Raw genomic sequence first — 15,876 nt, 5'->3', positions numbered from 1 at the left:
CGTCTCCCCCGGCACCCGACCGTCCACCGCCCAAGGAGCCGATCCGGCTGCCCCCGGGGGTCTTCCCGTCACTGCTGCCGATGCCCTCCCACCGGTCCCGGGCCCGAGGCAGCGAAGCCCACCGTCACTCATTTTTCACTCTATTTGCATACCTGCCGACCTACGCTCCCGGCGAAGTGGATGGCCCGTCCGTGCGGGCCGGCCGCGGAAACCCCGAAGCAGGGGCCCACGCTGGACCGTGCCGCCGCTTCACACAACGACTGTTCGGAGGCGACGACAGATGACGTTCAGTGCCAGCACTTTCGAGGCCCTCGGCGACGGGACCGGTTCGCAACAGCCGCCTCAGCGGCACGCCAAGGTGTGCCGGATGCCCCTGGGCCTCGACATCGTCCTCGCGGACGCGGCGCCCGCGCAGTTGCTCCGGGAGAGACGGCTCCCACCGGAAGGAGGCGCGCTGCATGACGGCCCGGGCGGTCCCCCTCGCGGCCACCGGCTCATCGCCCGTGACAGCGGCGACTATCTCTTCGTAGGTGTCCGAGGCGGCCGTGAGGCACCCTCCGTGCAGACTGCCGCTGATGTTCTCCTCGGCCCGGGAGACGTCTGCTTCTACGACGCACACCATCCCCCGACGCTGGACTTCCCCGAGCACGTCCGCACGAAGGTGTTCCTCGTCCCGCGTGAACTGCTCAGGCTCGAGGAGTCCGACGTGCACCGGCTCGCGCGGGTTCCTGTCACGCGCGACTCCTGGCTGGGCACACTGGTGTCGCCGCTCCTGTCCGACCTGGCGGTCGCCGCCTCGGCGGCCCGGCCGCCGCTCGGTGCGAAGCTCGCCTGGCATGCCGTGAACCTGCTGACCACCCTCGCGACGGAGCAGTTGGACAGGGACACGACGGGAACGCCCGATGCCCAGTCACCGTTGGTGCCGGGCATCCTGGAGTACATCGATCTGCATCTGGCCGACACGGATCTTTCTCCGGAGGTGATTGCCAGGGCCCACCACATCTCCGTGCGGTACCTGCACAAGCTCTTCGAGAGCGAAGGCAGGACGGTCGGCCAGTGGATCCGGCGCCGTCGGCTGGAGGAATGCAGACGTGACCTGACGCTCCGGGCTCGGGGGAACCGGACCATCGCGGCGGTGGCCGGACGCTGGGGCTTCACCAGCGCCACCCACTTCAGCCGGGTTTTCCGGGCGGCCTACGGTGTGTCCCCCCGCGAATGGCGTGATTCCGCGCTCCGCGTCGCGCCGGTCGGCCACGGCTGATGCGCGGCCGCGGACGGTCGAGCACGCGTCGCGCCCGCGAGAGAACGGGGCGTGCGCGGCGCAACGAGCAGGGCGCGCGGTCCCGCGTTCATGACTGCGGCTTGGTCCAGTCGGCGTTCGACCCCGACAGGCGGTACGCGGTCAGCGACGTCGCGGCGAGCAGCACCACCACCAGCCCCAGGATGAGGGTGAGCCTGCCGCCCAGCAGGAGCTCGGCACCGACCAGGGCTCCGAGGAATATGGCCAGCACGGAGAGGATCCGCCGCCCCGGGCGGGGTGCCGAGCCACCGGCCGGGGTGGAGTCCGCCGCCAGGCCCGTCAAGGTCAGGGTCAGTACGGTCGTGGTCAGGTCCGGGACACCCAGGCGCCTGGCGGCTGCGTTCTGCAGGCCCATCGCGAGGCCGAGGAGCACGATGAGGGTGTAGCGGACTCCCGTCTCCACCTGGCCGTGCGCGGCCGCCGACGTGAGGGTGGCCGCAGTGACGAGCACCGCCTCCAGTGCCACCGTGGTGGCCAGCAACCGCCCACGATGTGCCGCGAACCGGTTGGCGAACCGGCCTCCCACCAGCGCGCCGGCGAGGAACGCGGCCATCGACACGATGGAGGCGAGTGCGGACAGGCCGTCGGCGCCTGCCAGTGCGAACCCCAGGAAGACCACGTTGCCGGTCATGTTGGCGACGAAGACGTGCCCGAGGCCCAGATAGCTGACGGCGTCGACCAGGCCGGTCGCCACCGTCAGCACCAGCAGGAGCGGTGGCAGCGGGCCGTGTCTGTCCCCCTTGGGCGGGACCAGCGTGTGGGCGGCGTCAGTCAGCAGCTTGTGCACAGGGGGTTGTTCCTTCCGAAACTGAGGGACGATGCAGCCCGGCGCGGGTGAGCAGTCCGCTGGCCGGGCCGAGGACGATGACCGAGACGGACACCCACAGGGGCCAGGAGGGCAGCCCGAGCGCATGGTCGAGCGACCAGCGGCCGGGGCCGGTGAGTGCCAGCACCGTCGAGATGGCGACGAGGACCAGCGGGTACTCGTAGCCGTCGTTCTGGACCCACAGGCCCTTGTGCCGTTTGACGGTGCCGGCCACCGTCATCACGCCCATGGCGGCCATGGCGGCCATCGGCGTGAGCAGGCCGGCCGCCAGGAACAGGCCGGCACCGATCTGGCTGGTCCCCGCGGCGAGCGCGGTGACTGTGCCGCCTCGGAAGCCGTCGCGGCGGAACTCCTCGGTTCCACCCGCCAAGCCGTTGCCGCCGAGCCGGAAGCTGACTTTCTGCACTCCGTGGCCGGCGATGAGGAGGCCCGCCACCAGCCGGAGGACCAACAGTCCGATGTCCATCGTGTTCCTGCCTGTTCCTGGCGTGTCGTCGATGCTCAGGTGAAGAGGTCAGCCGGCTGCGTGGGCGCCGATGACGGCCTGCGCGTAGACGAGGCCCAGGCCGTAGGCACCGCCGTGCTCCTTCACCACTTCGGTCACGGGGACGTACGTCTCCGACCGCGCCCAGTCGCGCTGGAGCTCGAGGAGCACCTGCACCCAGGTGACGGGAACGGCGCCGCCCCGCACCATGCGCTGGATGGCGTGCTCGTGCGCCTGCGGGCTGACGCCGCCGGACGCGTCCGTGACGACGTAGACCTCGTACCCCTGGGAGATGGCGGACAGTGCGGGCAGTACGACGCAGACCTCGGTCCACAGCCCGGCGATGACGAGCTTCTTGCGGCCGGTGGCCTTGACGGCCTCGACGAAGGTGACGTCCTCCCAGGCGTTCATCGTGGTGCGGTCGATGATCTTCTGGCCGGGGAAGACATCGGCCAGTTGCGGCATGATCGGACCCGAGAAGGACTCGGCGGCCACCGTGCTGAGAACCACCGGGACGTCGAACACCCTGGCCGACTTCGCCAGGCCCAACGTCGAGTTGATGATGGCGGTCCGGTCGCCGCTTCCGGTACCGAAGAACATCTGCGGCTGGTGGTCCACGAACAGCACAGCGCAGTTTTCGGGGGTCAGCAGGTCGGGGCTGGGGGCCGCGGTGACCTCGGAGATGTTGACCATGAGAGTGCCTTCCATGCGTGAAATGGACGCGGACGTGCGTCCGCTGTCGTGCGCGGCCGTCCGTCGGACGGCGCGAGGGTGGTATCCCGGGAGAGGCGGCTCGTGACCGGGCCTCCCCCGGGAGATCAGAGCGAGAAGCAGGGGTCGAAGACCGTGCTCTCGGCAGGCGGAGCCATGCCGCGCCGGACGCGCCACTGTCGGTGCTCCTCGGACTCCGCCGCGGCCTGGCCGAGCAGTTCGGCCTGGCGGGCGCCCGACGAACCGCCGGCGGGCGTGGCCTGATAGCCGCCGAAGCGCGCGACCGGGCTCCACTCGGGGCTGACCGGCGGCAGTTCCTCGTCCAGGCCCTCGTACTCGGCGGCGGCATAGACGATCCGGCCGCCGACGACGGTCAGCAGGGACTCGATGTGCGCGATGTCCGGCTCGGGCACCGCGAAGTAGTCCTCGGACAGGACCGCGAGGTCGCCGAAGTGGCCCGGGCGCAATACGCCCTTGACGTCCTCCTCGCCGGTCAGCGCGGCTCCGGCTTCGGTGAACATGGAGAGCGCAGTCTGCCGGTCGACTCGGTTGTGCGGCGGGCGGACGATCAGGTCGCTGACCGTGCGGCCGGTGATCAGCCAGTGCAGGGCGACCCACGGGTTGTAGGACGAGACCCGGGTGGCGTCGGTGCCGGCGCCGACGGTCAGGCCACGCTCCAGCATGGCCCGGATCGGAGGGGCGTCCGCTGCGGCGCCGGGGCCGTAGCGGCGTACGAATGCCTCCCCCTGGAAGGACAGCCGGTTCTGCACGGACAGGGCGCCGCCGAGGGCGGCGATGCGGTCGAGACTGTCCGCGGAGACGGTCTCCGCGTGGTCGAACAGCCACCGGTTTCCGGCGGGGAAGAGTCCTTGCGCAGCCAGCTTCTCGAACACCGCGAGATCGCGTCGGATGGTGTCGTCGTAGGTGGCGTGCAGCCGGAATCCCCAGCCGTTCTCCATCAGCAGGCGTACGGCCTTCTCGAATTCCGACTCATAGCCGTGAGCGAGTTCCGGGCGCGGCTGGGCGAAGTTCTCGAAATCCGCTGCCGCCCAGGTGAGGTTCTCCCCCGCCCCGTTGAGGCGCAGCCATTCGTCCCCGTCTTCGGGCCGGGCCATTTCGATCCAGCGGGCGAGATCGGCGACCTCCTGACCGGCGGTCTGCGGAAAGAGATGATAGGCGATGCGGAGCGACAGCTGACCGGCCTCGGCGAGTTCGGCGACCGTGCTGTAGTTGTCGGGGAAGTTCTGGAATCCGCCCGCTGCGTCGATGGCCGACGTGAGCCCGAACCTGTTCAACTCCCGCAGGAAATGGCGGGTGGAGATCTTCTTGTCCTCGTCCTGGAGTACCGGGGCGCTTGCCAGGGTCGAGTAGAGGATCAGAGCGCTCGGGGAGGCGAGCAGCATGCCCGTGGGCTCGCCGTCCCTGCCCCTGACGATCTGGCCGCCCTTCGGATGGGGCGTGTCCTTGGTGTAGCCGGCGGCCTTGAGTGCGGCGCGGTTGAGCACCGCCGCCTGGTAGAGGTGCAGCACGAACACCGGGGTGTCCGGCGCGGCGGCATTCAACTCGGTGACGGTCGGGAGCCGCCGTTCGACGAACTGATCGGCCGACCAGCCCCCCACCACCCGGACCCACTGGCCCTTCGGCGTACGGGCCGCCTGTTCCCGCAGCATCGCCAGGCCTTGGCGTAGCGTGCGTACGCCGTCCCAGCGCAGTTCCAGCACGTAGTTGAGCCCGCCCCGAATGACGTGCAGGTGGGCGTCGTTGAGGCCCGGTATGACCCGGCGGCCGAGAGCGTCGACCACCTTCGTGGCCGCGCCGACCTGGCCGGCCACATCCTTGTCGTCACCGACGACCGTGATGACGCCGTCGCGGACGGCGATCGCCTCCGCCTGCGGGCGGCGAGGGTCTCCCGTGTGGATCTTCGCGTTGCGGACGACCAGATCCGCGGCATGGTCCGTGGCGCTGGGTATCAGCCCAACGACCGGCATCGTGGACACCTTTCGACAACCTCCTGCGGACGAGAACTTCGAGGGGAACGGAAGCGACAGCGACGGGCGAACTGACCGGCGAGCACCGGAGCGCTCTTCCTCGCTCACGCGGGCTCACTCCGGCCGGTTATCCGTTCAGGCACACCGGCCCGGACCGGGTGATCCGCAACTGCTGCGCCGCCAGGCTATTTCGAACCGGAGAACATGAATGACCCGACAGTGCACCGCATGATCACCGACAGCGCACTGAGTGCGTTCCCCTGTGAAGTAAGCACCTGCGCGCCCCGGTCGGTCTCCGGCCCCTTTCAGGTGTGGGGCGTGATGCCCGATGGAGCCGCAGATCTCCGGGGCCGCCCGAAATTGCTTGTCGGAATACCGAGGTGTCACGTGCGACCCGGGAAAAGGCGTTGCGGAGGGGCGGTCACACCTGCGCCCCGGACTCACCCATCAGCTCGGTACGGCGGCGACACCACAGGGCATGGCTGCCGACCGCGAGGACGCCGAGCACCACCGTGGCGACACAGGTTGCCGCGAAGACCGGTCCATAGCCGTGTCGGGTCAGCCCCGCGGTGAGACCGGTCGCGGCGGAACTCCCGAGGAAGACCGAACAGACGAACACCGATACGGCTGTCGCCCGGGCGGCCGGCGCGACGTCGGTGGCCCACCCCTGGAGCGACGAGTGCAGGAAGGCGTTGGAGGTGCCGATGAGCACCGCGGTGAACGTCAGGGCCACCACACCCTGGGAGAGGCTCGCCAGGAGAAAGGCGACGAAGAGAGTGGTGCTGCCCAGGGCGATCATCACGGTCCGCCCGACGCGCGCCACTGTCCTTCTGGCCAGCCAGGCGCCGCCGATGATCCCCGCGCCGTACGTGGCGCCGAGGACCCCGGCCAGTTCGGTGGACACACCGTCCCGCTCCAGCGCGGGGACGATGTAGGTGAGGATGCCGAGCAGGATCGCCCCCTCGAGCATCCCGAGCCCGTAAGTCCACAGGGGCCAGGCGGTGAAAGCACTACGGACGTCGTGGTGCGGGCCGCCGCCGGCGGGAAACCGGACACGTCGCAGCAGCACCAGGAAGACCGCGGCCCCCACCGCGGTGACAGCGAAGACGACACGCCAGTCCGCCCAGACGGCCAGGGCTCCGGCCGCCAGGGTCGCCACCGTCGTTCCCAGAGCGGTGTAGGTCTGCAGACCGGATATCTCGCGGGCCCTGGCCGGGCCGGCGAAGGTGTCGCCGACCATGGTCAGCATGCTCGGGAACAGGGACCCGACGAAGAAGCCCGTCACCGCTCGGGCCATCAGAAGTTCGTTGAATCCCGGGGCGCCGACACTGGCGAGGCTGCCGAGCAGGGTGCCCGCCAGTGCCAGCCGCAGGGCCCGCAGGCGGCCGAGACGATCGCTGAGCACACCCCAGATCGGCTGCCCCAACGCGTACAGCAGGACATAGACCGTCACCAGTTGCACTGCGCGGTAGAGCGACACCCCCTCGTCCTTGACGATCAGTACGAGCATGGGCGCGGTCGCGAACCGGTCGTAGAAGGAGAGGAAGCCCGTGGCCCGCATGAGGGGTGCCGGGACGGCGGCTGCCGAAGGCCGTGGCGACGCCGCTGAGCGAGTGGGCGGCTTGAGGGCTGCGCCGGCGTCCGGACGAACGGCGCACCGGTCCCCCGGTCCGGCGTGCGGCGGGTTGACGTCGGACATGGTTCACGCAGCCTCTCGGGGCGGAAGGGGCGGGGGGACCGTCACGGTCGTACACGCTGCCGCCGACGGCGGGGGTCTTCCGCTCGGATCACGCCGGGGTACCCGCGAGGCGGCATGGTCCGAACGGAAGGCCCAAGTGCCGTGGCGGCGGACGCCGGGAGTGCGGCGGGCAACCGGTGAGGAGGCTGCCCGCCGCCGGTCCTATGCGCCGGGGGCGATCCGGGCGGCCAGGAGGTTGGGGTCGTCATTGGTGAAGTAGGCGCCGCTGGCGATGTAGGCGGTGTTGCCTCGTATTGCGAGAGAGGTGGGGTTCTCCAGCCCGTCGGCGCCGGTCAGCACCACGGTGTGGCTACCGTCCGGCCTGACCAGGGCCACTTCGTTGTCCGCGTTGATCGCGGCCAGCAGCGAGTTGCCGCCGCCCGTGAACGCGAAGTCGTCGATGTTGACGAGACCGCTGGCCCGCGTCTCCACAGGGCCGGCTGTTCCCTGACGGGTGATCGGGATGCGCAGCACGGTGCCCCGGTCCAGGTTGGACACCCAGGCGGCACCGTTGTGGATCTTGATGCCGTTGGCGCCCAGGAACCCTGCGGGGGCCAGCTCGGGGGTCGCGGCCCATGCGGTGGGCCTGCCCCCGGATGCCGGGATGCGCCAGACGGTGCCCAGCACCGAGTCCGCCGCGTAGAGCAGTCCGCTCCTCTCGTCGAGGGCCAGCCCGTTGGGCAGGCCCTCGGCCGGCAGCGCGGCAATGCGTTGCGGTGTGCCGCCCGGGCGTAGCCGCCACAGGCCGGTGAGGTCGTTGCTGCCGGTCGCGTAAAGGAAGTACAGCGTCCCGTCGTGAGCGCGGACGATCCCACCGAGGAACGGCGACGACAGCGCGGGGGTGGTGGCGCCCGCCGGAGGCTCCGGCAGAGTGGCGAGGATGTGCACCCGGCCGTTGGCGCTGATACGGGCGACCTGACGGCTGTAAGCGAAGGTGACGTCCGCGCCGCCGCCGGGTTCCGACGTGATGTTCTCCGGCCGCTGTCCGGCGGCCATGTCCAGATGTGCCACGAAGCGACTTCCCGCGACCGACGCGGCGGCGGGCGCTGAGCCGGCGGTGGTCACGGTGAGCATCGTCGCGGCGGTCACGGCCAGAAGGCCGGTTCGCGTCCACATGGTGATTCTCATGAGGGGGCTTTCACTTTCCGGTAGGAGGCGGATATCGCCTCGGGACAGTCGCGGGGGCGCCTTCCGACGCACTCACTGGGCGAATCGGCGAGGACGGACGTCGGCGTCCGTCCTCACACCGTCGCCGCGCATGGCCCCGTTCGCCGTGCGGCGGGAAGAACACCGAACTGTCATGCCATGGCACGCGGCGTCTGCCTGCCGTCCCCGGACTTAGGGAGTGCGGTGCGTCCGGGACTTCACGAGACCCTCCGCCCAGTGCTCCTGCTGATCAATTCGTTGCGCGGCCCCGTCAGTACGGTAGCGACGGCCGGACGCGGCACTTGCCGTTCGCTGCACCCGAGGCGGTCCCTCAGTGCACTGCTCGTCCCTCGAGGGTGCGACCGTAGGGCCCTCACTCACCGCTGGTGCCGGATCAGGCAACGTTTGCCCTGTCGACGACGGCGCGTAGGGGCCGGTCGTCGGCATGGCGGTTTCGCCAGATGATGTAGCGGCGGATCATGCTGCCCTGTTCCTTGTGGGTGGCGTGAGCGGTGCCGTCGAGGGTGAAGTAGCGCAGGCGCGCAGCCTCCGCTCTCATCGAGCAGAGGCCGCATTGCTTGTCGCGCCCGCTGGAACCCCGACGACATCCGCCCGGGCCGGTCACCCCGCGGTGGCCGGGCGGGCCGGCGGGCGCCGAGATGGGCGCAGTCACCAGCCCGCTCCCGGCCGGTGCGGCACTGGAGCACCAGCGGCAGGCCCACCTCGCCTGGCAGCGCCAGCGCTGGTACGGGGGCGGGCGCCGCGGGTCTGTGACGCGCCGGCCCGTCCGGCGGCCCGGAAGGGCCTCTCGGGAACGCCTCCTCCGAGGAGCCGACCAGGCCATCGACAACGTGCCACCGGACGCCGGGGAGATACGAGCGCCGCTGGCCGATCGGAGTGAGCCGGCCTGCCTGGGCTGCGGCGTGTGGTCCGTTTGGGGGCACCTCGGCGTGCTGTTCCACGGAGGTTTGTGCACGCTGGATCGGGGCCGAGTGATTGCAAGCGGCGTCCACCGAGCCACTGGATCGACAGACCGCTGCACTGACGGGAGCACAGCATGATCGGGACCTCCGGATCCTTCGACGAGAACTCCGCAGGGCCACCACAGCTCCCGGACTGCGCCGAGGACGCGGCCGCCGCGCTGAAGCAGATGTTCGTGGACATGAGCCAGGGCAGCCGGATGTCCCGCGGCCAGGACCCCGTCAGACGGCCGGTGTTTCTCAAGCCGCACGGTGTGGCCCGAGGAGTGCTCACCGTCGACCCCGACCTGCCGCCGGAACTGCGCCTCGGGTTCCTGCGGAGTGCCCATGAACAGACCGGCGGGCTTACCGCCTGGGTCCGCTTCTCCAGCGACACCGTGCCCAGCAGTCCCGACCTGAAGACCACCATCGGCATCGGCATCAAGCTGTTCGGAGTGCCCGGCCCGAAGCTACTGGAGGGCGAGACCGAGGCCGGCACCCAGGACCTGCTGCTGCAGAACCACGACGTCTTCTTCGTCGACACCGCCCAGGACATGTGCGAGTTCACCAAGGCCGGCGTCGTCGACGGCAGCTACGAGCCGTATCTGGAGGCCCACCCGGTCACCAGGCAGATCCTCGACGATATGGCCGAGTTCGAGGCGAGTCTCCTGACGGCCACCTACTGGGGTGTGCTGCCCTACGCCTTCGGGTCCGAGCGCTTCGTCAAGTACAAGCTGGTGCCCGCCGGTTGCGAGCCGGGTGCCCCGGAGGCGGTGCCGGCCGGCGAGGATCCCACCTACCTGGGCGCCGACCTGCGGCACCGGCTCGGGGCCGGAACGGCGGCCTTCGACCTCATGCTCCAGTTCCGCACCGACCCGCAGCGCATGCCGCTGGACCAGGCCACCGTGCGCTGGGAGGAGGCCGAGAGCGAGCCGGTGAAGGTGGCCCGGCTGACCCTTCAGAAGCAGGACATCACCGCCCGGGGCCAGGCCGGCTACGGCGAGAACCTCGCCTACAATCCGTGGCACAGCCTCGCGGAACACCGCCCGGTGGGCAGCATCGCCGAGGTGCGCAGGACGGTGTACCAGGCCTCGGCCGAGCAGCGCCGCGACGTGAACGGCATCCCCGCGGTCGAACCCGGCCCCGCCCGCCCGTATCTGACCCCACCCGCCGGGCGCGACACCCGGATCGTCCGGGCCGCCATTCACCCGGCGATCGGCGTGGCCCGGGTCGGCGACAGCACGGACGAGTACGTTCTGGCCCCCGAGGTCGACCAGCCGGCCGCGCTCCCCACCGGGAGCTACAAGGACGCCGCCGGCGCCCTGAAGCGCCAGGCCGTCCGATTCCGCGTCTACGGCTACAACGCCGCCGACGAGCCGGTCGCCGAACTGACCGCCGACAACGCGGACCTGCGCTGGACCGCCCACGTCGCCAACACGAAGGGCGCCTGGTACCAGTTTCAGCTGGCCCTCGACATCCCGGAGGCGGACAAGACCGAGGACAGCAACCTGCGCAACCCCGATGTCCCGGCCGCCAAGCGCGATCGCCTGGTCATCGACCCCGGACCGCGTTCGGTGCGCGGCCGCGACCGCTCCGGCAAGCCCGAATACCGCTTCGACACCGGCATGTTCGTGGAGCGGCCGGTCTACCTCGGGGAGCTGCGCACCGACGAGAGCGGCCGGCTGATCTTCCTGGGCGGCCACGGCGTCTCGGCCTCGGTCACCGACAAACCCGCCGATACCTTTGCCAACAACGACGGCTGGTACGACGACGTCTCCGACGGCCCTGTCACCGCCGAGGTCCGCATCGACGGGCGGCCAATCCCGGTCGAACCGGCTTGGGTGGTCACCGCGCCCCCCAACTACGCGCCCGAGCTCACCTCGGTGCGCACGATGTACGACCTGGTGCGCGACGTCTTCGTCACCGCCGGCGTCCTGCCCGAACCGCAGCAGGTGTCCTTCACCCGCGACGTGCTGCCTGTGCTGCGCCGCCTGTGCGACCTGCAGTGGGTGAACCGGGGCGTGGCCGTCCAGCTGGGGCACGGCGGGCGCGAGGACCTCCTCGCCCCCGACCGGCTCGCCGCGCTGGCGGACCCCTCACCCGTCCAGCGGGAGCTGCGCCGACAGGTGTGGCTGACGATCCGTGACTACGACCGGGACGGCTTCTCGCCCGTCCCGTGGCCGGGGGTTTACGGCGACGCGATGAACGTGCCGGCGGAGTCCGTCCGCCAGCACGTGACGCTCTCCCCGCTCCAGTACCGCCTCATGCAGCGCTGGGCCCGCGGGAACTTCGTCGCCGACTTCGACCCGCAGGCCGTGCCACCGACCTCCCTCGACAAGGTCCCGTTCGCTCAGCGGCCCGAGACCCTCGACCGGGCGGCGTTGTCGTTCTGCCTCGCCGACGCCTTCCACCCCGGCTGCGAGCTCACCTGGCCGATGCGCCACACCACCCTGTACAGCCGCCCCTTCCGGGTACGCCACCGCGATCCGCACCTGCCCCCGCCGCTGCCCTATGGCCCGAAGCTCACCCCGCAGATCGCGCTCGCGTACGACGGCCCGCTGTACGCCCAGGGGCCGGGCGACCTGACGCGGTGGATGGCCGTGCCCTGGCAGACCGACACCGCAAGCTGCCGGTCCGGCTACGAGTACCTCTCCGGCTTCGGCACCTACGACCCGTACCTCCCGACCTTCTGGCCGGCCCGGGTGCCCAACCATGTTATGGCCGAGGAGGAGTACGCCGTCATCATGGACGCCTCCCGCCCCATCGCGGAGCGCCTGGCCGCCTTCGAGAACCGGCGGGCGTGGCTGCGCTGGCTCCCCCCGCGCTACCTCGACTCCATCAACGCCATGGTGACGGACTTCGGCAAACTCGGGCTCGTCGAGCGGCGCCCCGGCCCCACCGACGATCCCCGCCTCCCGGCGGAGGTACTGGTCGAGTCCGAGGTGAGCTTCCCGCTGGAGCCGGCCCCGCCGGCGCGGCGCAACCTGGTGGCCGTGCATGTGCCCGTCGGCGCCGACCCCCTCCTCGGCGAGGCCGCCATGGCCACCGCCGTCACCATGGCGGAGCTTCCCGACGAGGAGGTGTCGGCGGGCTACATCGACAAGGTCAAGCGGTTCCGGCGGGACCGGTGACCGCTCATGTGCACCCGCCCGGGCCCGTCGAGGCCGCCGTGGCGGGCGCCGGCCCGGCGGGCGCCGTGGCGGCCTTCGTCCTGGCGAGTACCGGCCACCGCGTCCTGCTGCTCGACGACGCCAGGCCCTCCTCGCCGCACGCCGGCCACTGCGCGTTCAAGATCGGCGAGTCCCTGCCGCCTGCCGCCCGCCCGCTGCTGCGCGACCTCGGGCTGCTGGACGACTTCCTGGCCGACGAGCATCCCAAGTCCACTGGCACGTACGCCGCTTGGGGCTCCGCGGCGCTCCAGGGCCAGAGCCACCTGTTCGACCCGTACGGGCACGGCTGGCACCTCGACCGGCTCCGCTTCGACGCCTTCTTGCGGGACGCGGCCGTGGCGGCCGGCGCCGAAGTGCGCCGGGCCACCGTGCTGAAGCGGCTCGGCAGCCGCCTCATCGTCCGCGAGCGGGGCAGCGGTGCCGTGACGGAGCTGCACAGCCGCTGGACGGTCGACGCCACCGGCAGGCGCTGTGTCATCGGCCGCCGGCACGGGCGCCGCCGCCAGCAGGACGGGCTCGTCGCCGCCTACGCCGTGTTCCGCGAGCACCGCCCCGCGGACCGGGAGCACCCGGAGGACTGCGAGGCGCGCACCCTCGTCGAGGCGGCGCCGCACGGCTGGTGGTATACGACCCGGGTCCCGGCCGGACGCCTGGTCGCCCATCTGACCGATCCCGACCTGGCCGACCCGGCCCTCCGCACCCCCCAGGGCTTCTGGCGCGGCGTCACCGGGACCAGCCACGTCCGGCTCCGCCTGGAGGGCTACGACTCGGCCGCAACTCCCCTGCCACGTTGGGCGCCTGCCCACGGCCTGCGGCTGACACCCGCCGCCGGCCCAGGCTGGGTGGCCGCCGGGGACGCCGCCCTCGCCTTCGACCCGCTCTCCTCACAAGGCATCCTCACCGCGCTGCACGCCGGTGCCCGTGCCGGCCAGACCGTGGCCGCGTGCCTGGCCGACGCGGGCCGGACGGCCGAAGCGCTCGCCGACTACACAGCCTTCCTGGACGGCGTCGCGGCCGCCTACCACCGGAACCATGCGCACGCGTACGACCAGGAGCGGCGCTGGCCCTTGAACCCCTTCTGGCAGCGCCGCCGAACGGGCGGGACGACTCTGCCCGGCATAGCCTGAAAGAGTCCGACCAGTCGTCCATGGGGGCAGCCATGACAGCTCCAGCTCCGACGCATGCCACATGGGAGGCCACGGAGGTCACCCAGTCGGTGCAAGACCTCCAGCACCGCGTCGCCCTGATCACCGGCAAGGTCACCGTGATTCGCGTCTACATACGCGGCACCAGCGGCCCCGCCACCGGTGTGCGCGGCACCGTGACGCTAGTCCGGTCGACGACGGACCCCGGCGTCAAGGTGACGTCGGTCAACACCATCGCCCTCGACCCGGCCGCCACGCAGGACCTCGCCGCGCGCCGCGCCGACGCGAACCTGAGCCTCAACTTCCTCGTGCCGCCCTCGCTGACGGCCGAAGGGCCACTCAGCGTGAGCTCGGTGACCCTCAGCGACGCCCTGACCGGTGCCGCCCTCCCGCTCGCCGCGACGGGCACCGGCCCGACCGTGCTCTTCCGCACCAGCCCGCCGCTGCGGATCCGCGTGTTCGGGCTGCGCTACACCCTGGGGAGCCCGCCGGTCACCTTCTCCCCCGAGGACCGGGACTTCACCGCCCTGGTCAGCTGGCTCAAGCGCGCCTACCCGGTGGCCGAGGTCATCAACTCACACACCGTCATCGACGCCGCCGCCGCACCGCCCTTCAAGTGCGAGGACACCAACGCCCAGCTCGCCGCCATCCGCGCGCTGGACATCAGTGCGGGCGGTGACCGGCGCACCCACTACCTCGGCCAGGTTGCCGACGGCGGGTTCTTCCTGCGGGGCTGCTCCTCCGGCCTCCCCGCGTCGCCCGACCCCTCCACGGTCGCCTCGTCACCGTGTGGTTCGGCCTCGTTCGGCTGGGACTTCGACGGCACCTACGGCGACTGGTACGGGAGCCACGAACTCGGCCACACCTTCGGCCGCCGGCACCCCGGATTCTGCGGTGAGAGCGCGGACGACCGGCAGAACTACCCCTTCCCGGACGGGCAGCTCGCCGACGGACCGGACACCTTCGTCGGATTCGACGTGGGCGACCCCGCGCTGAACCTGCCGATGAAGGCCAGGCCGGGGATGCAGTGGCACGACGTGATGACCTACTGCGACCGCCAGTGGGTGAGCAGCTACACCTACGAGGGCATCCGCCGGCGCCTGGTGGCCGAGGACTCGCTCGTGGCCGGTGCCCCGCCGTCCGAGGGCACCCCCGCAGCCGCCGCCCCGACCCCCGCGCCGCTCACCGTTTTCCCTGTCGCCGGGCCCCCCGAGCCTGCTGGCGGCCGCCCCGACGAACGGTTCCCGAATCTGTCGGTCACCCGCGTGGCTCCCGAGACGGAGGAGCGCGCCTTCCGGGCGGCCGGAGCGGCTCCGGAGGGCGAGCAACTCGTCAGTGTCGTCGGCATGGTGAACCTCACCCAGCGCGAGGGCGGCATCCGCTTCGTCAACCCGGTGACGTCACTGGCTGCCCAGCCCGCCCAGCTCGTCGGCGCCGCTCCGGACGGTGAGACCGCCGGCCCGGACGGCGGCACCCCGGTGGTCCTGCGGATCCTTCAGGCGGACGGCACAGCGCCGCGCGAGATCCCGGTCGCGGTCAAACCGGCCTCCGAACTGGGCCCGAACGACGACCGCACCGGCCTGGTCGACACCGTCGTCCCGGTCGGTCCCAGCCCGGAGGCGATCGAGCTCGTCGTCGGCGGGCAGGTCGTGGACACCTTCCGTCCCGGAAGCGCACCGCCGGCCCTGCGCGCCGCCCGCCACGCAAGCGCCGGAGACCGGGCGTTCGGGCTGGCGCTGGACTTCGACAACGGACCGGAGGCCGGCCAGACCTTCGCCGCGCAGGTCAGCACCGACGGCGGCAGTACGTGGCAGACGATCGGGGTGGGCCTGAAGGAGCCTCTGATCCAGGTCGACCGCAGTCAGTTCCGCCCGGGCCAGCAGGTCCAGCTGAGGATCATCACGACCAACGGGTTCACGAGCTCCGCGGCCGACATCCAAACCATCCAGGTGTGACCTGGTCACGTCCCCATTTCGCGTTTCCTCCCCGTCGCCGCGTCTGCTCTCCGAAGCGGACGCGGCGACGCGCGCGGCTACGAAGCCGTGCTCATCGCTTGCCGATCCGATCGAGGACCGCCGCGAAGTGTCGCTTGCCGTGTTCCGTCGCGCACAGACTTGGTGTCCAGAAGGACTACGTTCGTGAGGCGGCCCGCCTGGACCCGCCTGGCGGACGACGTCCAGCGCTGACAGTCCGAGCGCCGCGGCGACCGCGTGTACGAGCATCGCGCAGGCCACGCCTGGTGCGGCCATCACGCCCGTGGACGGCCCACCACGCCCCCCATCGCCACGATGGGCATCATGTCGGACCCGGAATGATGCACAGTGCGAAGGCGGCAACCAAGAAGGCCGCGTACAGGGATGTGCCCACCATGGCCGCCATGCTGATCACGGGGAAGAAGCACGTCGACCT

Annotated in this window: 10 protein-coding genes and 2 pseudogenes; 4 read left to right on the top strand and 8 right to left on the bottom strand. The window is 71.1% G+C overall.

The features are described 5' to 3' along the window. Window positions 1-280 precede the first annotated feature (280 nt). Window positions 281-1,261: a helix-turn-helix domain-containing protein gene (locus ABZ454_RS16515; protein ID WP_359538546.1), complete on the top strand. Its 981-nt coding sequence runs from the start codon at window positions 281-283 to the stop codon at window positions 1,259-1,261. An 88-nt stretch (window positions 1,262-1,349) separates the two neighbouring features. On the opposite strand, the gene ABZ454_RS16510 is transcribed toward ABZ454_RS16515, so the two are convergent. The 7 genes and pseudogenes from ABZ454_RS16510 to ABZ454_RS16480 all read right to left on the bottom strand — a co-directional run. Then, window positions 1,350-2,087, bottom strand: a complete 738-nt coding sequence (locus ABZ454_RS16510; protein WP_359538543.1) for a YoaK family protein — start codon at window positions 2,085-2,087, stop codon at window positions 1,350-1,352. Next, entirely contained in the window at window positions 2,068-2,592 is a 525-nt protein-coding gene (locus ABZ454_RS16505) for a DoxX family protein (protein ID WP_356320357.1), read from the bottom strand. The genes ABZ454_RS16510 and ABZ454_RS16505 overlap by 20 nt, the downstream gene beginning before the upstream one ends. Before the next feature lie 48 nt (window positions 2,593-2,640). Beyond that, window positions 2,641-3,303 carry a hydrolase gene (locus ABZ454_RS16500; RefSeq protein ID WP_356320462.1) on the bottom strand — a complete coding sequence of 221 codons (663 nt, stop codon included), beginning with the start codon at window positions 3,301-3,303 and terminating at the stop codon, window positions 2,641-2,643. A 125-nt stretch (window positions 3,304-3,428) separates the two neighbouring features. Beyond that, window positions 3,429-5,309: an amidohydrolase gene (locus ABZ454_RS16495; RefSeq protein ID WP_359538540.1), complete on the bottom strand. Its 1,881-nt coding sequence runs from the start codon at window positions 5,307-5,309 to the stop codon at window positions 3,429-3,431. Window positions 5,310-5,730: 421 nt separating this feature from the next. Beyond that, window positions 5,731-6,870, bottom strand: a complete 1,140-nt coding sequence (locus ABZ454_RS16490; protein WP_359538537.1) for an MFS transporter — start codon at window positions 6,868-6,870, stop codon at window positions 5,731-5,733. 339 nt (window positions 6,871-7,209) lie between these two features. Beyond that, window positions 7,210-8,175: a hypothetical protein gene (locus ABZ454_RS16485; protein ID WP_359538534.1), complete on the bottom strand. Its 966-nt coding sequence runs from the start codon at window positions 8,173-8,175 to the stop codon at window positions 7,210-7,212. A gap of 412 nt (window positions 8,176-8,587) precedes the next feature. Further along, window positions 8,588-8,775: pseudogene (locus tag ABZ454_RS16480) on the bottom strand (IS630 family transposase); the annotation flags it as partial. A 475-nt stretch (window positions 8,776-9,250) separates the two neighbouring features. On the opposite strand from ABZ454_RS16480, the gene ABZ454_RS16475 reads away from it, so the two are divergent. Genes ABZ454_RS16475 through ABZ454_RS16465 form a run of 3 tightly spaced genes read left to right on the top strand, consistent with a single transcriptional unit; the run spans window position 9,251 to window position 15,422 of the window. Beyond that, on the top strand, window positions 9,251-12,283 hold the full coding sequence (locus ABZ454_RS16475) for a LodA/GoxA family CTQ-dependent oxidase (protein ID WP_359538533.1): 3,033 nt from the start codon (window positions 9,251-9,253) through the stop codon (window positions 12,281-12,283). Further along, the gene (locus ABZ454_RS16470) at window positions 12,280-13,449 is read left to right on the top strand and encodes an FAD-dependent monooxygenase (RefSeq protein ID WP_359538530.1); all 1,170 of its coding nucleotides are present in this window, start codon (window positions 12,280-12,282) and stop codon (window positions 13,447-13,449) included. The genes ABZ454_RS16475 and ABZ454_RS16470 overlap by 4 nt, the downstream gene beginning before the upstream one ends. A 32-nt stretch (window positions 13,450-13,481) precedes the next feature. After that, window positions 13,482-15,422, top strand: a complete 1,941-nt coding sequence (locus ABZ454_RS16465; protein WP_359538528.1) for a hypothetical protein — start codon at window positions 13,482-13,484, stop codon at window positions 15,420-15,422. Between the two features lie 222 nt (window positions 15,423-15,644). On the opposite strand, the pseudogene ABZ454_RS16460 reads toward ABZ454_RS16465, so the two are convergent. Next, window positions 15,645-15,837 (bottom strand): annotated as a pseudogene (locus ABZ454_RS16460) (LysE family translocator); the annotation flags it as partial. Between the last annotated feature and the right edge of the window lie 39 nt (window positions 15,838-15,876).

The sequence above is a fragment of the Streptomyces sp. NPDC005803 genome (genome assembly GCF_040630435.1).
Lineage (GTDB): Bacteria > Actinomycetota > Actinomycetes > Streptomycetales > Streptomycetaceae > Streptomyces.
This window is presented reverse-complemented; position numbering and strand designations above follow the sequence as displayed.

Bases quoted from the DNA above. Each gene is read 5' to 3' on its own strand.
- ABZ454_RS16515 (WP_359538546.1), top strand. From the start codon at position 281: ATGACGTTCAGTGCCAGCACTTTCGAGGCCCTCGGCGACGGGACCGGT.
- ABZ454_RS16505 (WP_356320357.1), bottom strand. From the start codon at position 2,592: ATGGACATCGGACTGTTGGTCCTCCGGCTGGTGGCGGGCCTCCTCATC.
- ABZ454_RS16500 (WP_356320462.1), bottom strand. From the start codon at position 3,303: ATGGTCAACATCTCCGAGGTCACCGCGGCCCCCAGCCCCGACCTGCTG.
- ABZ454_RS16495 (WP_359538540.1), bottom strand. From the start codon at position 5,309: ATGCCGGTCGTTGGGCTGATACCCAGCGCCACGGACCATGCCGCGGAT.
- ABZ454_RS16490 (WP_359538537.1), bottom strand. From the start codon at position 6,870: ATGCGGGCCACGGGCTTCCTCTCCTTCTACGACCGGTTCGCGACCGCG.
- ABZ454_RS16485 (WP_359538534.1), bottom strand. From the start codon at position 8,175: ATGAGAATCACCATGTGGACGCGAACCGGCCTTCTGGCCGTGACCGCC.
- ABZ454_RS16475 (WP_359538533.1), top strand. From the start codon at position 9,251: ATGATCGGGACCTCCGGATCCTTCGACGAGAACTCCGCAGGGCCACCA.
- ABZ454_RS16465 (WP_359538528.1), top strand. From the start codon at position 13,482: ATGACAGCTCCAGCTCCGACGCATGCCACATGGGAGGCCACGGAGGTC.